12 protein-coding genes are annotated in these 19,056 nt (G+C 38.1%); 9 read left to right on the forward strand and 3 right to left on the reverse strand.

From position 1 onward, the window contains the following. The first annotated feature begins 345 nt into the window (after window positions 1-345). The 6 genes from AC1M83_RS10240 to AC1M83_RS10265 all read left to right on the forward strand — a co-directional run bounded on the left by AC1M83_RS10240 (window position 346) and on the right by AC1M83_RS10265 (window position 6,447). Window positions 346-1,479 carry a GGDEF domain-containing protein gene (locus AC1M83_RS10240; protein WP_481590598.1) on the forward strand — a complete coding sequence of 378 codons (1,134 nt, stop codon included), beginning with the start codon at window positions 346-348 and terminating at the stop codon, window positions 1,477-1,479. Window positions 1,480-1,630: 151 nt separating this feature from the next. Continuing rightward, window positions 1,631-2,119 (forward strand): peptide deformylase, encoded by a 489-nt coding sequence (def, locus tag AC1M83_RS10245; protein ID WP_481586554.1) that lies wholly within the window; start codon window positions 1,631-1,633, stop codon window positions 2,117-2,119. 56 nt (window positions 2,120-2,175) lie between these two features. Continuing rightward, the gene (locus AC1M83_RS10250; RefSeq protein ID WP_179997681.1) at window positions 2,176-3,336 is read left to right on the forward strand and encodes a GGDEF domain-containing protein; all 1,161 of its coding nucleotides are present in this window, start codon (window positions 2,176-2,178) and stop codon (window positions 3,334-3,336) included. Window positions 3,337-3,561: 225 nt separating this feature from the next. After that, window positions 3,562-4,782, forward strand: a complete 1,221-nt coding sequence (locus tag AC1M83_RS10255) for a GGDEF domain-containing protein (RefSeq protein ID WP_481590599.1) — start codon at window positions 3,562-3,564, stop codon at window positions 4,780-4,782. A gap of 41 nt (window positions 4,783-4,823) precedes the next feature. After that, window positions 4,824-6,083: a glutaminase gene (locus AC1M83_RS10260; RefSeq protein WP_481590600.1), complete on the forward strand. Its 1,260-nt coding sequence runs from the start codon at window positions 4,824-4,826 to the stop codon at window positions 6,081-6,083. A gap of 70 nt (window positions 6,084-6,153) precedes the next feature. Then, window positions 6,154-6,447: a cold shock domain-containing protein gene (locus AC1M83_RS10265; protein WP_481586536.1), complete on the forward strand. Its 294-nt coding sequence runs from the start codon at window positions 6,154-6,156 to the stop codon at window positions 6,445-6,447. A gap of 72 nt (window positions 6,448-6,519) precedes the next feature. On the opposite strand, the gene dhaK is transcribed toward AC1M83_RS10265, so the two are convergent. Then, window positions 6,520-8,250, reverse strand: coding sequence for a dihydroxyacetone kinase subunit DhaK (gene dhaK / locus AC1M83_RS10270; protein WP_481590601.1), 1,731 nt, complete (start codon window positions 8,248-8,250; stop codon window positions 6,520-6,522). A gap of 440 nt (window positions 8,251-8,690) precedes the next feature. Between dhaK and AC1M83_RS10275 the strand changes: the two genes are divergently transcribed. Then, window positions 8,691-10,529 carry a Piwi domain-containing protein gene (locus tag AC1M83_RS10275; RefSeq protein ID WP_481590602.1) on the forward strand — a complete coding sequence of 613 codons (1,839 nt, stop codon included), beginning with the start codon at window positions 8,691-8,693 and terminating at the stop codon, window positions 10,527-10,529. Next, window positions 10,530-11,615, forward strand: coding sequence for an SIR2 family protein (locus tag AC1M83_RS10280; RefSeq protein WP_481590603.1), 1,086 nt, complete (start codon window positions 10,530-10,532; stop codon window positions 11,613-11,615). It abuts the gene before it with no gap. A 30-nt stretch (window positions 11,616-11,645) separates the two neighbouring features. Here AC1M83_RS10280 and metH read toward each other — a convergent pair whose 3' ends face one another. Then, on the reverse strand, window positions 11,646-15,332 hold the full coding sequence (gene metH / locus AC1M83_RS10285) for a methionine synthase (RefSeq protein ID WP_481590604.1): 3,687 nt from the start codon (window positions 15,330-15,332) through the stop codon (window positions 11,646-11,648). 458 nt (window positions 15,333-15,790) lie between these two features. On the opposite strand from metH, the gene AC1M83_RS10290 reads away from it, so the two are divergent. Further along, the gene (locus AC1M83_RS10290; RefSeq protein WP_035269616.1) at window positions 15,791-17,413 is read left to right on the forward strand and encodes an inorganic phosphate transporter; all 1,623 of its coding nucleotides are present in this window, start codon (window positions 15,791-15,793) and stop codon (window positions 17,411-17,413) included. Window positions 17,414-17,487: 74 nt separating this feature from the next. Here AC1M83_RS10290 and AC1M83_RS10295 read toward each other — a convergent pair whose 3' ends face one another. Further along, entirely contained in the window at window positions 17,488-19,029 is a 1,542-nt protein-coding gene (locus AC1M83_RS10295) for a hypothetical protein (RefSeq protein WP_481590605.1), read from the reverse strand. Between the last annotated feature and the right edge of the window lie 27 nt (window positions 19,030-19,056).

Below are 19,056 nucleotides of genomic sequence, written 5' to 3' on the forward strand. Positions count from 1 at the left end.
TACTTAGCAATTTTTAGCTGAGTCAAATCAAAATGCTTGAGCGTATCGCTAGCTGGATTTAAGCAAAAAAAGCTTTAAAAAAAAATAGAATAAATGGTAAAAAAACCTTGATAAATCCTAATCTTAAGGTTAGATTGTGATAATAAGTGCAATTATAATAAAAAATATGTGACTTTAGTCACTATATTTTATAGGGGTGAAATAAATTTAATGATTTTAGAGTCAAATGAAAATATAGTTTATTTTGATGAGCTGTTTCAATTGAGTTAGTTCATTATGTTAAGACTATTCAATCGAATTTTTCGCCCCTATACACTTCATTCATTTATGAATCAAAGTGTGTTGATGAATTGGAGTAACTTAAATAAATGTATTCTGGTCATGGTATTGGGCGGGCTTGCACATATCACCTGGATTACATGGTATTTATTTTCATTTCATCATCCTGCATTACATCATTGGCTCAATCCTGATTATTATTATTTTCACCTATCACGGATGTTGCTGTGCTGTGTATTACAGTTCTTACTGATTATTCCTTGTGTCATATGGCGTCATAAAGAATGGGTGATACAATATTTACCTTACTTTATTATTTTGGTATTTTCCGTAAGCTTTATTTATGGTGGCTATTCGGTTGGTATCAGTAGTCCTGCTACCGTTGCGGGATTTATCAGTATTTTAACAGTTGGTCTGGTTTTATTTGAACGCAAGATTGTATATCTGCTTTTTTTACCAGTCACTGTATATATGCTCATTGCAATTGTCAGTAGTGCATTAGGTTATATGACCTACGCACCGGTCTTTAGTGATCAGCTCAATTATTCAGTCATGGTATTTAATGAATTCTGGGTTTATTCACAACTTTATTTTTACGTGCCTATTTTTTTTGCGACTTTTGTATTGTTTGAGATTTTGTTGACGCAATGGAGAAATCGAGAAAAACAAATTAATTTAATGAGTCAAATGGACCCGCTGACGGGGATTTATAACCGTCGAAAAATAGGTTTAGAACTCAATGAAATTCAATTACAAGAACGAAAATTTGCTCTCATTCTGTTAGATCTTGATCATTTTAAGAGTATTAATGATAACTATGGTCATGATATCGGAGACAACGTCTTAAAGCGTGTTGCCAATGTACTACGTCAAAATATACGTGATACAGATATTGTCGGGCGATTTGGTGGTGAAGAGTTTGTGATGCTGTTGCAGAATAAAAACCTCAGAGCTGCGATGGAGGTCGCAGAGCGGTGTCGCAAAGAAATTGAAAATGAGCTCTTTTATATCGATGAACGTACGACGATCAGAGTGACAGCAAGCTTTGGTATAGCCATTTCTGAATTTAATTTAAATAAAGAAGCGGTGATTCGTCATGCAGATCAAGCATTATATCTAGCAAAAAAACGTGGTCGTAATCAGGTTAGACACTACTACGAACTTCAGGATGCTGATGTCATACAAAAAAGTGAAACTTGAGCCGTAAAATTATCAGGTCACAAATTCGTCATTTAAATCAGTTTTACTTCATCTTGAAATGCTTTAAGATTGGTTGACTATTAATCAAATATTTGATTTAAAATTTAAAAAATTATGAAGATCAAATTCTTATCATAATTGAGATGAACGTATTATGACGATACTACCCGTTGCTCAAAAAGGTGAAGTGATCCTTGAATTGGTTGCATCGCCGGTAAGTGAACTTGAGTTTAGTAGTAGCTGGTTAACGCATCTGGTTGAAGCAATGAATTTTACGATGCAACAGCGCAATGGTGTCGGTATTGCTGCACCACAAGTTTATGTCTCTAAAAGGATTATTATCGTCGCTTCAAAACCCAATATACGGTATCCCGATGCGCCTGAGATGGAGCCTATTTACATGATTAATCCTGAAATATTGGAGCGTTCTGATCATGTTGTTTTAGGAGAAGAGGGATGTTTAAGTGTAGAGAATCGACGTGCGGAAGTAGCTCGAGCTTCATCAATCCGTGTCCGTTATCGTAATATGCAAGGACAGGAAATTACTGAGACTTTTTCAGGATTCCCTGCACGAATTATTCAACACGAAATTGACCATCTTGATGGGATCTTGTTTGTAGAGCGAGTTCACGCTGCTTAAAAAGACAATATAAAAGATAAAAGGACAGAATGAAGTTAATCAGGAAGATTCAACATATGATTAAGCGATTGTATCGTATGGCCAATACGTACATCCTTGATCCTCAAAATATGCTGATCAATTGGAGTGATTTTAAAAAGGGACGGCTTATCCTCTTTTTTGGAATTCTAAGCCAACTTGAGGTCGCTCGCTGGTTAATTGTGGCTTTTTATACTCCTGAAAAAGCACAGTGGTTAAATCCTGACTATTTTGAATTACGTGTTACCCAATTGTTGGTGACCTCCGTGATTTATCTTGTCCTGTTTTGGAGTTGTTTCAAGTTTCAGCATATCGCTAAGTTTCAAACCTTCATTGCTTACTTTGCCCCTAGTTTCTTTGGAATGACCATGATTTATTCAGGGTATTCGATTGGAATTTATAGTCCTGCAACAATGGCAGGGTTCATTAGTATTGTATTGGTCGGGTTGGTATTTTATAGCCGTAAAATTATTTATGGGATTGCAATTCCAATTACGATATACACGTTATTAACGTGTTACTTGACGCATATCGATCGAATTCGTTATGCACCTATGTTTAGTGATGAGTTGAATAAAAGTATCGTTTACCAAAATGATTTTTGGGTCATGAGCATGGTACAGCTCTACGTGCCCATTTTACTTATGAGTGTTTTATTCTTTGAGATTTTACTCACCCAATGGCGCAGTCGTGAAAAACAATTCGAAACCAGCAGTAAATTTGATGCACTAACGAACGTTTATAACCGTCGTCAAATCAATGAAGTGTTATCACATTTTCAGCAGGATCGTGCTGATTATGCTGTGATCTTATTGGATTTGGATCATTTCAAACAAATTAATGATCAATATGGTCATGCAGCAGGAGATGAAGTCCTGAAACAGGTGGCGACGCGTTTGGAATATCATGTTCGTATTGGTGATACGGTTGGACGTTATGGCGGTGAAGAATTTATATTAATTCTGGACAATCTCAGTCGTGATCAAGCGGTTGATATCGCAGAACGTTGCCGTAACGCAATTGCACAGCAGCCAATTGTGCTGGATGATGGAACCTCGTTAAATGTGACGGCAAGCTTTGGTATTGCATTATCCCATGAGTTATCTGATCAAGACGTCATTACGCATTGTGCAGATCACGCTTTATATATTGCCAAAGAAAGCGGACGAAATCAGGTACAGTTATATCAGTCAGCTTAGTTGAATGATTAAATTTCGGTTTTGGTACTACTAACTATAGAGAAACATACGCTTAGGTTTTTTTTATAGCAATGCTTTTGTTTTGGTCAGTGATCATCAAATTCATACCGTAAATTGATCTGATCGATAAAGCAGTCTTTTTAATGCTTAAAGCGCATTGACATGATCGCTGAATACATCCAAATTTTAATAAAAATAAATATGAATATTCGATAATACAATTAGATGATGACTCGAGAGAATGAAGTACAACAACAGCGCAGTTTATTGCAAGCTATCAAATATGTCTTGTTAGAATCTGATCGTTCTATTATTAACTGGTCCAACTTTAATAAAGGGATTCTGTTACTTATATTTGGGCTGTTGATGCTCATCGGTCATTGGTTGTGGTACTACCTAACTTTCCATTCAGAATATCAAATTTGGTTAGATCCAGAATATTATCCTCATCGGACATTGACCACATGTTCACAAGTGATTTTGACCATGTGTTTTCTGATAATCGCTTTAATGCTTCGTAAAAATGCTACTGCTCGCCGAATCTTGGGCTATTTAATCCCCTTATTTTATGGATTGATTGTCATTTTTTCAGGATACACGGTTGGGATTTATAGTCCTGCGGTGATGGCGGGAACGGTCAATATTGTATTAATTGGTTTTGTGTTATATGAACAGCGCATCATCTATAGCGTCTCTTTTATTATTGCTTGTATTATCTTGTGGTTGGCAGTACTGACGGCCAATGGTCAACTGACTTATGCACCATTATTTAGTGATGCACTGAATCAATCTAATTTGTATGCCAATCCTTTTTGGCTGAAAAGTATGGCGGTACTATATTTACCCATACTGTTGTGCTCAGCAGTTTTTTTTGAGTTGATCTTGTCGCAGTGGAGACGACGTGAGCGTAAGATTGAAATACTAAGTCAGAAAGATGCGTTAACCAACCTCTATAACCGTCGTTACATCAATCAGTTTATTAGTAAGTTAATTCAACAAAATCGCAGCTTTGCTTTCATCATCTTAGATCTCGATTTCTTCAAGCAGATTAATGACAATTATGGTCATGATGTTGGTGATCTTGTACTTAAACGTATTGCTCTCATTTTAAAACAGCAAACACGAGAAGAGGATATAGTGGGACGACTCGGTGGTGAAGAGTTTGTTCTAGTACTTAAAGATGGTGATATCGACGAAGCATTAATCATCGCAGAACGCTGCCGTCGAACGATCGAAAGTGAAAAAATTGAGATTAGCCCAGCGACTTTTATTCAAGTGACCGCAAGCTTTGGCGTGGCGATGTCACAAAATTTACCACATCTACCCACAGACGAAGTAAAGCAAAGGATTTATAGTGCAGCGGATAGAGCACTATATCTTGCAAAGCAAAATGGTCGTAATCAAGTCAAATGTGACACGATATCGACAGCTGAATTTCAAATTTGAGATCTTATCTTGGGTCTCCACTCATCACCAAGAGAATAAAAATGAAGACACCTGTACCTGATTATCTTGCCCATGTATTGGACCAATGTCATGCGAATACCGAAGGAGCATTAGCTGACTATATTCCAGAACTGGCAGCTGCCAATCCAAATCGTATCGCTTTAGCACTTTCAACCATTGATGGTACGATTTATTCGTCAGGGGATGATGAAGTTGAGTTCACGATTCAATCAATGTCTAAACCATTTGCTTATGCGTTAGCGATTCAAGAACATGGTTTGGCTCAGGTATTAGAAAAAGTTGGTGTTGAACCTTCGGGGGAAGCATTTAATCAAATCTCATTAGAAAAAGAACGATCGATTCCCAAGAACCCAATGATTAACTCGGGTGCGATTACGACACATTCTTTATTACCTCATAAAAAGACTGTTTCTCGTGCAGAACATTTACGACGTTTCTTGAGTGAACTGTGTGGGCGCGAATTAACCTTTGATGAGCAAGTCTATCAATCTGAACTCAAGACAGCATTTCGTAATCTTTCGATTGGATATATGTTGCGTACCGTCGGCGTGCTAGAAGAAGACCCAGAGCATATTGTTCATGGTTATATTCAACAGTGTGCGATTAAAGTCACCGTGAAAGATTTAGCACGAATGGGCAGTGTATTGGCGAATGGCGGAAAAGACCCTGTTACGGGAAAATGTATTTTAGATCGTCAGGTATGTCGTCAGGTACTTAGTGTCATGATGACGTGTGGTATGTACGATGCAGCTGGAGATTGGTTGACCACCGTTGGTATTCCTGCCAAAAGTGGTGTGGCAGGGGGGATCATTGGTGTCTTACCAGGTCAGGTTGGAATTGCGGTTTTTTCGCCTAAATTAGACAGCCATGGCAACAGTGTTCGAGGTGTGGAAATCTTTGAACGTCTATCAAGTGATATGGGATTACATTTAATGGAGGGAACCCCTTCAGCACAAACCATTATCCAAAGTCGCCGTGAGTATGATGATGGCATGGTGGTGTATGAGCTACGTGGTGTCTTGCAATTTACAGAGACTGAAATGTTCTTGCGTGAGTTACAGAATGAGCCTGTAGGTAAAAATAAAGTAGTGCTTGATCTTACACATTTGACCTTGATCCATGATGTCGGTGCTCGAATGTTATTTGAAGGTGTGAAACGTCTACAGGATGATGGTCACAGAGTAGTGGTCTTAGATGCGGAATCATTGTTATCGGAACAACAAAGTAAAGGACACAAACGCGCCATTGTCCAACAGCATTTGCATGATTATTTAAAGTGATCAGCAAAGATGATGCGCTTTAAGATGCGTGTATAATATTGAAAATTGTATACCGTTTTTTGGGAATGTTATGAAGTCTGAAGTCCAGCAAGGCAAAATTAAAATTTATCATGCCGATAAAGGTTTTGGTTTTATTGGTGGTGCAGGTGAGGATATTTTTTTCCACATTTCTGACTTTCCTGCAGATGAAGGTGAGCCAAAACGTAATGACCGAGTCAAATTTCAGGTTGTTGAAAATCAAGGCAAATTAAAAGCAGTCAAAATTCAACGTGTAGCTGACCAGTCAGCGAAAGCGAAGAAGTCTCGTGTGGCATCACATAATCAGGCGATTACCAGCGCATTATTATCAAGTTTTAAAAAATAAAAAGCAAAAAAAGCCCTGAATCATCAGGGCTTTTTTACATAACTAATCAATCATTTATGTCATGTGTAGATGTTATTTTAGATGATCAGCAATATCGGTAAAAATCACGCCTAAACCATATGCACCTGCATCAGGATAGCCTAAGCTACGATCCCCGACAGTACCTGCACGACCCATACGTGCAACAATCTCTTTGGTCGATTCTGCGCCTTGAACAGCAGCTTGAGCACCTAAGATAAAGTTTTCCTTAAAGCTTTTATCGGTGTTGGCAGACCATGAATCTGCGCATGGCACTAAAGCATCGATCAACGTTTTATCACCGACAACAGCGCCACGTCCAAATGAACGTTCGCCTGTGGTTTGAATACCTTTTACTGCGGCTTGCAGCATATCGGCAAAATCCGCCACGCTTAACGTGGTTTTACCTTGAATGGCTTTACTTGCGGCACGGAATGCTGAACCCCAGATTGGACCTGATGCACCGCCACAATGTTCCATAATGATCATGGAGCTATTGAGCAAGAATTCATCCATATGCTTCGCTTGGATCAAGCTTTGCCATTCTTTCTTGAGTTGTTTAAAGCCTTTAGCCACACTCATGCCGAAGTCGCCGTCACCTGCGTGTGCGTCTAACTCACAAAATGGCACTTCATTTTTAATAATACAGGCAGCCATGACATCGACCACATAGCGCATGTTTTCAATGGTGAATAGCTCATTTTGAATTTCAGCATGTTCTGCTGCAGTTTCAACTTTGCTATTGCCTTGATGTTGAGTAGCCGTATCTTTTATCGCAAACTCAATGGCTAAAGCTGGTGAACCATCAAGTTTAAAGGCAGGGGTGTTGGCTTGGGCATCTAAGTATGTTTTGAGTTCATCATCCAATTCAAGTAATGAAATGGATGCGCCATTCATGTCGATACTGGTCATATAGTTGCCGACAAAGGTACGGTAAATTTTGATGCCTTTACGCGCAAGGTGTGTGCATACATCATGGTTAAACAGATACAGTTCTTGCATTGGCGTTGAGCCAAAGCCATTGATCAAAACTGCGACTTCTTTCATGTCTGGGCGATCTAAAAACAGATCATCGACCATACGTTGTGCCAGTTCTTTTGCCGGCAAGATTTTTTCACGACGGATGCCCGGTTCACCGTGAATACCCACGCCGTATTCCATTTCATCATCAGCAAGCGTGAAGGTTGGTGTACCTTTAGCAGGAACAGTACATGAGCTATAGGCAAAACCTAAACTGATGACATTGTCAGCCGCTTTTTGAGCGACTGTTTTAACTTCACCTAATTCTAAGCCTTTAGATGCTGCTGCGCCTGCAATCTTATGAACAAAGACTGTGCCTGCGACACCACGACGACCGACTGTATATAAACTATCTTTAACCGCAATGTCATCTGCAACTTTCACAAAGTCGACTTGAATTCCGTCTTCAGTTGCTAAAGCTGCACCGTTCTGGAAATTCATCATATCACCAGAATAATTTTTGATGATCATTAGCACGCCTTTGTCAGTTGCGACGTGCTGCAATGCTTTATAGACCTGAATTTGTGAAGGTGATGCAAAGACATCGCCACATACGGCCGCATCTAACATGCCTTGACCGACAAAGCCTGCATGTGCAGGTTCATGCCCGCTACCGCCACCACTGATGAGAGCAACATTATTGTGTTTTTCTTTTCTTGAAATGATTTTGTGAGACTCAGTGAATGCAAGTTCTGGGTGTGCCAAGACAAAGCCTTTGCACATGTCGACAACCAAGTTTTCAGGGTGGTTGATGAGTTTTTTCATGGAAATATCAAACTTTTGGTAATTTCATTAATAAGTTTTAATTATTCACTAAACTTGAAATATTTGCTGATCTAAAAATGTTAAAACGGATGATTTGGGGGCGGGTGGTTTTATTTTCACCTCTCCCTAACCCTCTCCTAAAAGGAGAGGGTATTTTATTTACTGAATTTATACTGGTTTTTACTTCATCATAATGAACGCTCTCTCTCCCTATGGGGTGAGAAGTACTGCTTCGCAAGGTGGGAGATAATTTAGTGATTAAGGCTGATAGTAGTCGCTACTTTTATGCAAAGGGAGCTTTGGAAACTAGTCTTTTAATAGTTTAGATTTTGCTAGGCCTTTAATTTGTTGAAGTGGAAGAAGTATGAGAGTTGATCTATTGCGTAACGAAAAAATATAGCTTAATATTTAAACAAATATTTGAATTTTAATAAAATAATATGGCTATTGAGCTCAATTTTTTTGAGATAGAAGAACAGAATTTTGAAATCAAAGTGTATATTCATCCTTTTGATTTTTGTCTGTTACATAGAGAAAATAAAAAATTTAAGTTAGAAGTAAATGGAAATCTAAATGATTATGAAGTTTCTTTCTTGGAGAGAGAAGATTTTGAAAAAATTACTATTTCAAGTTTTAAAAATAAATTCTTAACATTATGGTATATAAGTAATTTACTAAAAAATAGTGGGTTAGAATTCTCAGATGTTGATGAATTTGAGAAAAATAAGATTAAATTTTTTGTTGAAGTAGAAAAATATGATGTTGGAGTTAGGGAAATTTATATTCAGCCTGAATATATTTCAAAATTAAAAAAGTTTGGATTTATAATAGGCTTTCATTTTAGGAATTTAAATGAATATAATACTGTTAAGGAACAGCAACTTTCCTTTTCGTTGACTAATGAAAGTTTTCCTAAAGCTAATTCTTTCTATAATAAAGATATTAGATTTTTTCTGAGTAGTAATTTTAATAAAAAAATAATACCGATATTTGAGAAAATAAATTTTAAAATTATTGCAAAGCCTTTGAGTATAAATGAAAATATTTTAGCTAATTGCTTTTATTCAAATAATGAGATAGAGCAGATAAGTAATTTTAATTTATTAAAAAATAATAAAAAATATAAAAAAGCGATACAGAAAAATTATTATTTTATATTTCGTAAAAGTGAAAGGGAGTTTGCATTAAAAGTCCATAATACATTATCAGGACAATTATATCCTAGCTATGTTTCTGGACTAAAAAATATGTTTGATATTGATATAAAAAATTTAACTAATAAATTTGAAATATTTAACTTTGATGATGAAACTGTTGATCGTATAGAATCTGATATCTTACATAAAGATAAAGATGCATTTTTGATATTTTGTATGCCTAAAAGAGAGGCTGATTATGCAGAGAAATTCTATTTGGAGTGTAAATTAAGGTGTTTAAAAAATGATGTATCATCACAATTTTTATATCTTGATCGATTATTTTATAGTGATAAATTAAAATATAGTGGTTCTAACATTGCACTGCAAATATTTTGTAAATCTGGAGGTATACCATGGAAAGTTACTAATAGGAAATTAAGCGAAGAAAAACTTATAATTGGTATTGGTACTTGTCATAAAAACAATGAAAAATTTTACGCTTATGCAGTTTGCAGTGATTCATCAGGAGTATTTAACTTTTCAATGTCTTTATCCTTTTCTAAGGATAAGGAAAGTTATTTTAAACAATTAAGAGAAAGTTTGATTTATATACAAAAAAATCGATTGGAAAATAAATTTAAATCAATTGTATTTCACATTACTACAAGAATATCTATCTATGAAATGACAAGAATAGAAGAGATTATTAAAGAGGTTTTCGAGAAAGACTTGGAAATAGTTATATTGAAGCTTAATAAATCAAAAAAATATATTGGATTTTCAATAAATAGAAATGATTGTGTAGTCAAAAAAGGAAGTATTTTTGAACTTGATAAGAAAAAAACTCTGCTTTGGACAGATGGGTGTGTTAGTGATGAAAAGATTTCTAATCGCCCCTCTAAGCCTTTAGATATTGAATTGTTATATCCATCTGAAGGTGAAAATAAGATTGATTATCTAGATGATATATACAAACTTTCAAATGCAAATTGGCATGGATTCAATTCTAATTCATTACCTGTAAGTTTAGTCTATTCTAAAAATATAGCTAATTTTGTTGCATTACTTTATGAATATGGGAAAGAAGAAGAGCTTTCAGAACTTAGTTTAATTCAAACTAATATACCTTGGTTTTTATAAATGAATAGTATTGAAATTTTAGATAGTGAAAGTATTATTTTTGTATTGGGAGCTGGAGCAAGTGTTGATTCAAATATACCTCATGCAGCCAAAATGGTCTCCGAGTTTGAGGAGATTTTATCAGGGGAAAAGTATATAAAAGAAAAAGAGCTATATTTGTTACTAAAAAGTTCAATTCTATATCAGCGAGGATTAAGAGAATTTAACCCTTCTAATGTTGTGAGTATTGAGGATATTTTAAATGTAATAGAGTCTTTAAAACAAAAACAAGAAAATATTTTATATCCATTTATTGGGAATTGGTCTAATCAACTTATTAAGACCTCTGGAGAAGACTTTGATATAGTAGATAAGTTAGATGAAATGATTCGTAATTCATTATATAAATGGGTAACTTTGGATAATTATAATGTATCATCCTATTATTGTGCTATAGGTAGTTTATCTCGTGAAGTTAGTTTTCCAATCAGAATATTCTCATTAAATTATGATATTTGTGTTGAAGAAGCTTTCAGAAAAAATTCTTATAATTTAGAGTCGGGTTTTGATTTCGATACTTGTATTTGGTCATATGATAGGTTCGATCTACCTTTGGAAAGTAATGTAGATGCTTATCTATATAAATTGCATGGATCAATTAATTGGAAAAGAAATGAAAAGGGAGAGTTAATTACATCAGCATCTATACCTCAAGATCCTCAAGTGATTTTTGGGACAATGATGAAGATGAAATCTTTAGATCCTTATTTATTTAGTATATATGAACTTAGGCGTTGTTCATTACATTCAAATTTGAAGTTTATAGTAATTGTGGGATACAGCTTTAGTGATGATCATATTAATAAATTAATACAACAGGCCCTCATTAAAAATGATAATTTGAAATTATTAATAGTTGATCCTAGTATTGATCAGCCTGCTCAAGAAAAAATATTAAAGACACTTAATACAGGTTTACAATTAGGAAATCCAAAAATTGATATAGAAAAATTAATTCCAATGAAGATGACTGCAAGAATATTTTTTGAAAATTTATCTTTAGATGTTTTTAAACAACATTTAAATTCAGAAGATCTCCCATTTTAGGAAGATCTTCTAAATATTAGATATGTTTAGTTAAACAACAGAATCATCCAAATTCGGCGCTAACCAACGTTTCGCCTCATCTAACGTCCAACCTTTACGCTTCGCATAATCTTCAAGTTGATCACCAGAGATTTTACCCACGTTAAAGTATTCAGTCTCAGGGTTGGCGTAGTAGAAACCGCTGACTGATGAAGGCGGCCACATTGCAAAGCTACTGGTTAAGTAAGTTCCGATCTTATCAGTCGTACCTAACCAGTCAAACAATGGCGCTTTTTCAGAATGTTCAGGACAAGCAGGGTAGCCCGGTGCAGGACGAATACCCACATACTTCTCTTTGATCAACTCTTCATTCGAAAGCTGTTCATCGGCTTGGTAGCCCCAGAACTCTTTACGAATACGTTGGTGCAAGTGTTCAGCAAATGCTTCTGCAAAACGGTCACCCAAGGCTTGAACCATAATCGCGTTATAGTCATCACCTTTGGCTTTGTATTCTTGCGAAAGTTCTTCCGCACCAAAGATCGATACAGTGAAACCACCCAAATAATCTTGCGCCACGTCTTTCGGCGCTACAAAGTCAGCCAGTGAGAAATTCGCTTTGCCTGTCACTTTGTCAGACTGCTGACGAATATGCTCAAAGGTATGCGTCACATTGCCATTTTCATCAGTTACCGCAACAGTGTCTGCTGCAACACGGTTGGCAGGGTAAAGACTGAAAGTAGCGCGCGCATCGAAACGTTTATTTTCGATGATGTCTTTGAGCATCGCTTGTGCTTGTTCAAACAAATCACGTGCAGCTTCACCCACAACTTCATCTTCAAGGATTTTCGGGTATTTACCCGCCAAACTCCAAGAAATAAAGAATGGTGTCCAGTCGAAGTATTCCACCAAAGTTTCTAAAGGATAGTTGGTGAATGTTTCAGAACCAATAAAGTTTGGTTTTACAGGTGCATGCTTTTCAAAGTCAATTTTGAAGCCATTTTCAACTGATTCAGCATAAGACAGTTTTGCGGCTTTCGGTTGCTTATTCGCTAGACGTGTACGGATTTTTTCATAATCCGCTGCATAGTCCGCTGCCAATTGAGGCTTCATATCAGCAGATAAAAGTTGCGTTGCAACACCGACTGCACGAGAGGCATCAGCAGTGTAGTACACGCCATCATTGTGATATTGCGGCGCAATTTTCACGGCAGTATGCGCTTTCGATGTTGTCGCACCACCAATCATGAGTGGAATGTTAAAGCTTTTACGTTGCATTTCTTTGGCAACAAAAACCATTTCATCCAATGACGGTGTAATCAAACCTGATAAACCGATGATGTCAACTTTTTCATCAATCGCTGTTTGTAAGATTTTCTCACACGGTACCATCACGCCAAGGTCAACGATGTCATAACCGTTACAGCCAAGTACCACACCCACGATGTTTTTACCGATGTCGTGTACGTCGCCTTTAACAGTAGCAAGCAAGATTTTACCTTTGGCTTCGCCTTGGGTTTTTTCTGCTTCAATAAATGGGTTCAACCAAGCCACGGCTTGTTTCATCACACGTGCAGATTTCACCACTTGTGGTAAGAACATTTTGCCGGCACCGAACAGGTCACCCACCACGTTCATCCCTGCCATGAGTGGACCTTCGATCACATCAAGTGGACGAGCTGATTTTAAACGTGCTTCTTCAGTATCTTCATCGATATAAGTCGTAATACCTTTAACTAACGCGTATTCAAGACGTTTTTCTACAGGTTCATTGCGCCATTCAAGGTTTTCTTCAGCCTTTTGCGCACCCGCTTGACCACGATATTTTTCCGCAACAGCGAGCAATTTTTCAGTCGCTTCTTGACCGCTTGCGCCTTGGTTACGGTTCAGTACCACATCTTCAACAGCTTCTTTTAGCTCAGCATCGATATCATCATAAATTGCAAGCTGACCTGCGTTGACGATCCCCATGGTTAAGCCTTGTTGAATGCCGTGATACAAGAACACCGCATGGATCGCTTCACGAACAGGCTCATTACCACGGAATGAGAACGATACGTTTGAGATCCCGCCTGACACCATCGCATTTGGAAGGTTTTGTTTAATCCAACCGGTTGCTTCAATGAAGTCCACACCGTAGTTGTTGTGTTCTTCAATACCTGTTGCGACCGCAAACACGTTCGGGTCAAAAATAATATCTTCAGAAGGGAAGCCCACTTCATTGACTAAGACATCATAAGAACGTTTACAGATTTCTTTTTTACGTTCAGCAGTATCCGCCTGACCATTTTCATCAAACGCCATGACAATGACTGCCGCACCGTACTGACGGCAGAGGCGAGCACGTTCGACAAACTCGTCATAACCTTCTTTTAAGGAGATTGAGTTGACAACTGCTTTACCTTGGACGCATTTCAAACCTGCTTCAATGATCTCCCATTTAGAAGAGTCAAGCATGATTGGCACACGTGAAATATCAGGCTCAGACGCGATCAGATTCAGGAAATGCACCATCGCTTCTTGCGAATCCAGCATCCCTTCATCCATGTTGATGTCGATGATTTGCGCACCGGCTTCAACTTGTTGACGTGCCACATCTAAAGCTTCGGTGAAGTTACCTTCTTTAATTAAACGAAGGAATTTTTTAGAACCTGTCACGTTGGTACGTTCACCCACGTTCACAAACAAAGAATCTTTAGTAATGTTAAATGGTTCTAAACCACTTAAACGACATGCAGGTTCAATTTCAGGGATTTGACGCGGCGCAATACCTTCAACTGCTTGCGCAATCGCACGAATATGATCCGGCGTCGTACCACAACAACCACCCGTAATGTTAATTAAGCCACTTTCAGCAAATTCTTTAATAAATGCTGCAGTTTCTTCAGGAGTTTCATCATAACCACCGAAGGCATTTGGTAAGCCTGCGTTTGGATGCGCTGAAACAAAAGTATCCGCAACGTCAGACACGGTTTTGACGTGTGGACGCATCGCATCTGCACCCAGTGCACAGTTAAAGCCAATCGATAAAGGCTCTGCATGGCGCATTGAGTTCCAGAATGCTTCTGCGGTTTGACCTGTGAGTGTACGCCCAGATGCATCGGTAATGGTGCCCGAAATCATAATTGGCAGTTCGTAACCAATTTCTTTAAACACTTCTTTCACTGCAAAGATGGCAGCTTTGGCATTTAGGGTATCGAAGACCGTTTCAATCAAGATGATGTCTGCACCACCTTCAATTAATGCTTGAGTCGCTTCTATATAGTTAACTTTTAACTCATCAAAGGTGATGTTACGGAATGCCGGATCATTTACATTTGGTGAAATTGAAGTGGTACGTGACGTTGGTCCTAATACGCCCGCGACAAAACGTGGCTTTTCAGGTGTTGAGTATTTTTTACATGCTTCTTTGGCAATTCGAGCTGCTTCACGGTTAATCTCAGGAACCAAATCTTCCATATGGTAGTCAGACATTGAAACACGTGTTCCATTGAACGAGTTAGTTTCAATAATATCTGCACCAGCTTCAAGATAAGCTTCATGAATGCCTTGAATAATCTGTGGCTGAGTTAGAACCAATAAGTCGTTATTACCCTTAAGGTCGTAGGCCCAATCCTCAAAACGTTCACCACGGTAATCAGCTTCTTCCAATTTGTGGCGTTGGATCATGGTACCCATTGCACCATCAATAATCAGGATACGTTTGGCAAGAAGCGCTTTTAAGGTGGCGAGGGTAGACATCAAATGACTCTCACAAAAATCTGCACAAATAATGGTGCAATATTTTAGCAGAGTTACGTCCACTTTTCTGATAAATAAAAATTTATGAACCTATTCCCAAAAAATTAAGGATGAATTTCATCCATCAACTACGATGATCAATCTATCAAAACTGAAACTGTCTATATTTCATCATGTTGTCATAATCTAATGTAATAATAACTGCCGTTGTAACAAATGTGACAGTGATGTCATCTTTATTTCATCTATTTAATTACCGATTGAAATAAAGATTAAAGATGAGGGTTTTGTATTAACTATCTGATTATTATTGTTAAATTTTGAATATTGGTTGTTTTTAAAGTTTAATTTTCTTAAATAAGTGTCGTTTGGATGACTTATATGACAGCTCTTTGTCATATAATTGTAATAATTAAATTGAACAATAGAGGGGATATTTATCCTCTTTCTCTGCTTGCATGAATTCTAATCAAACTCCAGTTTCAGATTCAGCACAATCGTCAACGCCTATGCAGTCGACGAATGTTCACGTGCCAACGCCGAAATTCTTTATGCCAGTGTTCCTTACACTGATTGTTTCAACCTTGATTTACATTGGTTTTCAGTTGGCTGCTGATTTATCTCATGTGCCTGCTTTAAATCTTTATGCTGTGATCATGTTGGCCACGGCATTGTTTATCGCATTGGGTTTCGAGTTCGTTAACGGTTTCCATGACACGGCCAATGCTGTGGCAACAGTTATTTATACCAACGCTTTATCTGCACCTGTCGCTGTAATGTGGGCAGGCTTCTGTAACTTCCTTGGCGTAATGGTCGCAAGTGGTGCAGTTGCCTACGGTATTATCGCGCTATTGCCTGTTGAATTGATTATGAACGTCGGTTCAGGTGCTGGTTTTGCCATGGTCTTTGCCATGTTGATTGCCGCAATCGTATGGAACTTAGGAACTTGGTTCCTCGGTATCCCTGCTTCTAGCTCTCATACACTGATCGGTTCAATTTTAGGTGTGGGCATCATGAACTACATCTTAAACGCAGGTAATGGTGCGTCAGGTGTAGACATGGAACAGGTGATGAAAGTGGGTAAAGCACTTTTATTCTCACCATTAATCGGTTTTGCATTTGCGGCTGTATTGTTCTTATTGGTTAAAAAAATCTTTAAGAAACAAGTGGAATTATTCCAACCACCAGAAGGGAATAAACCGCCGCCGCCACTTATTCGTGCCATTTTGATTTTCACGTGTACCGGTGTAAGTTTTGCACACGGCTCAAATGATGGTCAAAAAGGTATGGGTCTGATTATGTTGATTCTGATCGGGATCGTGCCATTGGCATACTCTTTAAACAAGAGTCTAGATCAACAACATATCCAAACGTTTGGTCAGTTATCTGCTCAAACTGCTGATTTGATTTATCCAAATCACCAAGATATTCCAGATGAAAAAGCGCGTGAAATTATCACGTCATATATCCAAACCAAAGAAATCACACCTGAAGTTGTGCCAGCTTTGGCAAGCTTGACGGATCATTTAGGTGAAAAAGTAGGAAGCTACACATCCATTAAAGATGTTCCTGAAGATCAAGTGGCTGAATTCCGTAATGATATGTACCTCAGCACGACTGCATTCAAGCGTTTAGATAAAGCAGAAGCTTTACCTGCCATGACTGAAGCGCAAGAAAAAACAGTAGACAACTACCGTGATAACTTAGATTCATTCCTGCAATACATTCCAACATGGGTGAAAGTTGCGACTGCATTAGCATTAGGTCTAGGGACGATGGTAGGCTGGAAACGTATTGTTGTTACCGTTGGTGAGCGTATTGGTAAACAACACATGACTTATGGTCAGGGGATGTCTGCAGAGTTAGTTGCAATGTCAACGATTGCTGCTGCTGATGGCTTTGGTATGCCAGTGTCAACAACACACGTTTTAAACTCTGCTGTAGCAGGTACGATGGTTGCGAATAAGTCGGGCTTAAACTTCCAAATGGTTCGCACAATCTTATCAGCGTGGATTTTCACACTGCCAGCAACAATTTGTTTGTCAGGTGGTTTATTCTGGTTGTTCCTTCAGTTCACCTGATTGAATTCAATACTTAAAGACTAAAAAAGCGCTGAACAATCAGCGCTTTTTTTATGATCAATTGTTTATGACGCTTATTTTTGGAATTTAGACCAAAGTTTTTTCAAGGGGAGTTTTTCCTCAGCAAAACCATATAATGCGGCAAATGGTAGGGCGGTGCGTGCGAGATATGCTACACGCCATAATCCACCATGATTAGCACCATGCATGATTAAGTCTAATGGATGATTGAGGGCGATGTCAGGATTGGCAACCGACTGTGGGTTTCTCAAATCATGAATCCACAACGCAGCCATAATCGCATTGGTCGTCGCGGGTTCAAATGCTTCAACATCAAACAAATTGGCACCATTGAAAGCAGCTTTTAATAATGGGTTTTTGGTTACCGAATGTGTAGTGGTCGATGGAGCAATATTAATGCTGACACGTTGACCTTGTGACCGTGCTAACGTAGCGCGCCATTGTTGAATCCTTTTCGCCAACGCATAATTTGGACCTTGTTCAACCACAAGACAGTCGCAGATCCCATACTGTTTATCATGACATTGGAATAAGCGTTCTTCATTTTGTTTGAAAAAATAATCACGAGAGACAGTCGAAATACTCTTGGACAGAATATTTTCAAGTTTAGAGCGTGATTTAAACTTATCTAATCCACCTTGAATAACTTCCTGTGGTACAGCGTAGACGTCAGTGGGCGTACACATATACATTAAACTGGTATTGGATTTTTGTTGGCTGACATGTTGCATAATGGCATCCATCGCCATAGAAACACGAACGTGCTTTTCGCCATCTAAATACGCAATCGCGGCAAGATCTAAGTCTCGATCAAACTGGGTGAGCCAATGTGCAATCTCAGGGGTATCTGTTAATAAGTTAACGCCTAAACGCTCTGCAGCTTCACGTATAGATGCAGATGAATCTATTGATTCGACACTTGGAGCGTATAAGGTCGCATTGCCTTGCAGAACAGTATTCAAAATCTTTGTCCATACTCGCTCATGATTTAAATCAAGCGCCACGATATTGGCTTTCCATTTCGCCAGCCAAGGTAAAGGTCCTGCTTCAGAAGCTGCACCAAACAGCACCATTGTTCGATCCGAAAGGTCAAACCACTCTGGATGCTGCACACACGCTTGTAGTGCCTGTGAATGTGATGCTTCTATAATACCTCGGTCTAACCAAAGTTGAATTTGGTCGAGTAGGGCTTGACCTTCTAAATTTTTACCCTGATAAGGTACAAACCATTGCGGCTCAGCATTAGAGTTTCCTTGAAGTGTGTAGGTATTTAAATCTTTTGATTTAAGATTCATCACTTCATTCAATGCATGTGTATGTTGATCACGTTGAAAACTAAACTCTTCATAAGCTTGTTGAAGTCCATCTTGAGCGATGCGCAGCGCAGCTTCAGGTGATGAGAGCCCACATTCTACCAACCGTTTAAAATGAATCGGATAGGATTTTCGCCAATTCTTTTCATTGATAACTGCATCAGCGTATTCTGGCTGAATCTGTTGTAATGCCGCACTGACGATGCGTTGGCCTGATTTTGAACTGCTGGGTTTAGAGGACGTGTTAGAGGAAAATTGTAAACCATCAGGTTGATTAGACATGCAAAAAATCTCAAAAAAAATGAATAA

This window comes from Acinetobacter sp. 25-47-130, from assembly GCF_056779705.1.

Bases quoted from the DNA above. Each gene is read 5' to 3' on its own strand.
- AC1M83_RS10240 (WP_481590598.1), top strand. From the start codon at position 346: ATGAATTGGAGTAACTTAAATAAATGTATTCTGGTCATGGTATTGGGC.
- AC1M83_RS10250 (WP_179997681.1), top strand. From the start codon at position 2,176: ATGATTAAGCGATTGTATCGTATGGCCAATACGTACATCCTTGATCCT.
- AC1M83_RS10255 (WP_481590599.1), top strand. From the start codon at position 3,562: ATGATGACTCGAGAGAATGAAGTACAACAACAGCGCAGTTTATTGCAA.
- AC1M83_RS10260 (WP_481590600.1), top strand. From the start codon at position 4,824: ATGAAGACACCTGTACCTGATTATCTTGCCCATGTATTGGACCAATGT.
- AC1M83_RS10265 (WP_481586536.1), top strand. From the start codon at position 6,154: ATGAAGTCTGAAGTCCAGCAAGGCAAAATTAAAATTTATCATGCCGAT.
- dhaK (WP_481590601.1), bottom strand. From the start codon at position 8,250: ATGAAAAAACTCATCAACCACCCTGAAAACTTGGTTGTCGACATGTGC.
- AC1M83_RS10275 (WP_481590602.1), top strand. From the start codon at position 8,691: ATGGCTATTGAGCTCAATTTTTTTGAGATAGAAGAACAGAATTTTGAA.
- AC1M83_RS10280 (WP_481590603.1), top strand. From the start codon at position 10,530: ATGAATAGTATTGAAATTTTAGATAGTGAAAGTATTATTTTTGTATTG.
- metH (WP_481590604.1), bottom strand. From the start codon at position 15,332: ATGTCTACCCTCGCCACCTTAAAAGCGCTTCTTGCCAAACGTATCCTG.
- AC1M83_RS10290 (WP_035269616.1), top strand. From the start codon at position 15,791: ATGAATTCTAATCAAACTCCAGTTTCAGATTCAGCACAATCGTCAACG.
- AC1M83_RS10295 (WP_481590605.1), bottom strand. From the start codon at position 19,029: ATGTCTAATCAACCTGATGGTTTACAATTTTCCTCTAACACGTCCTCT.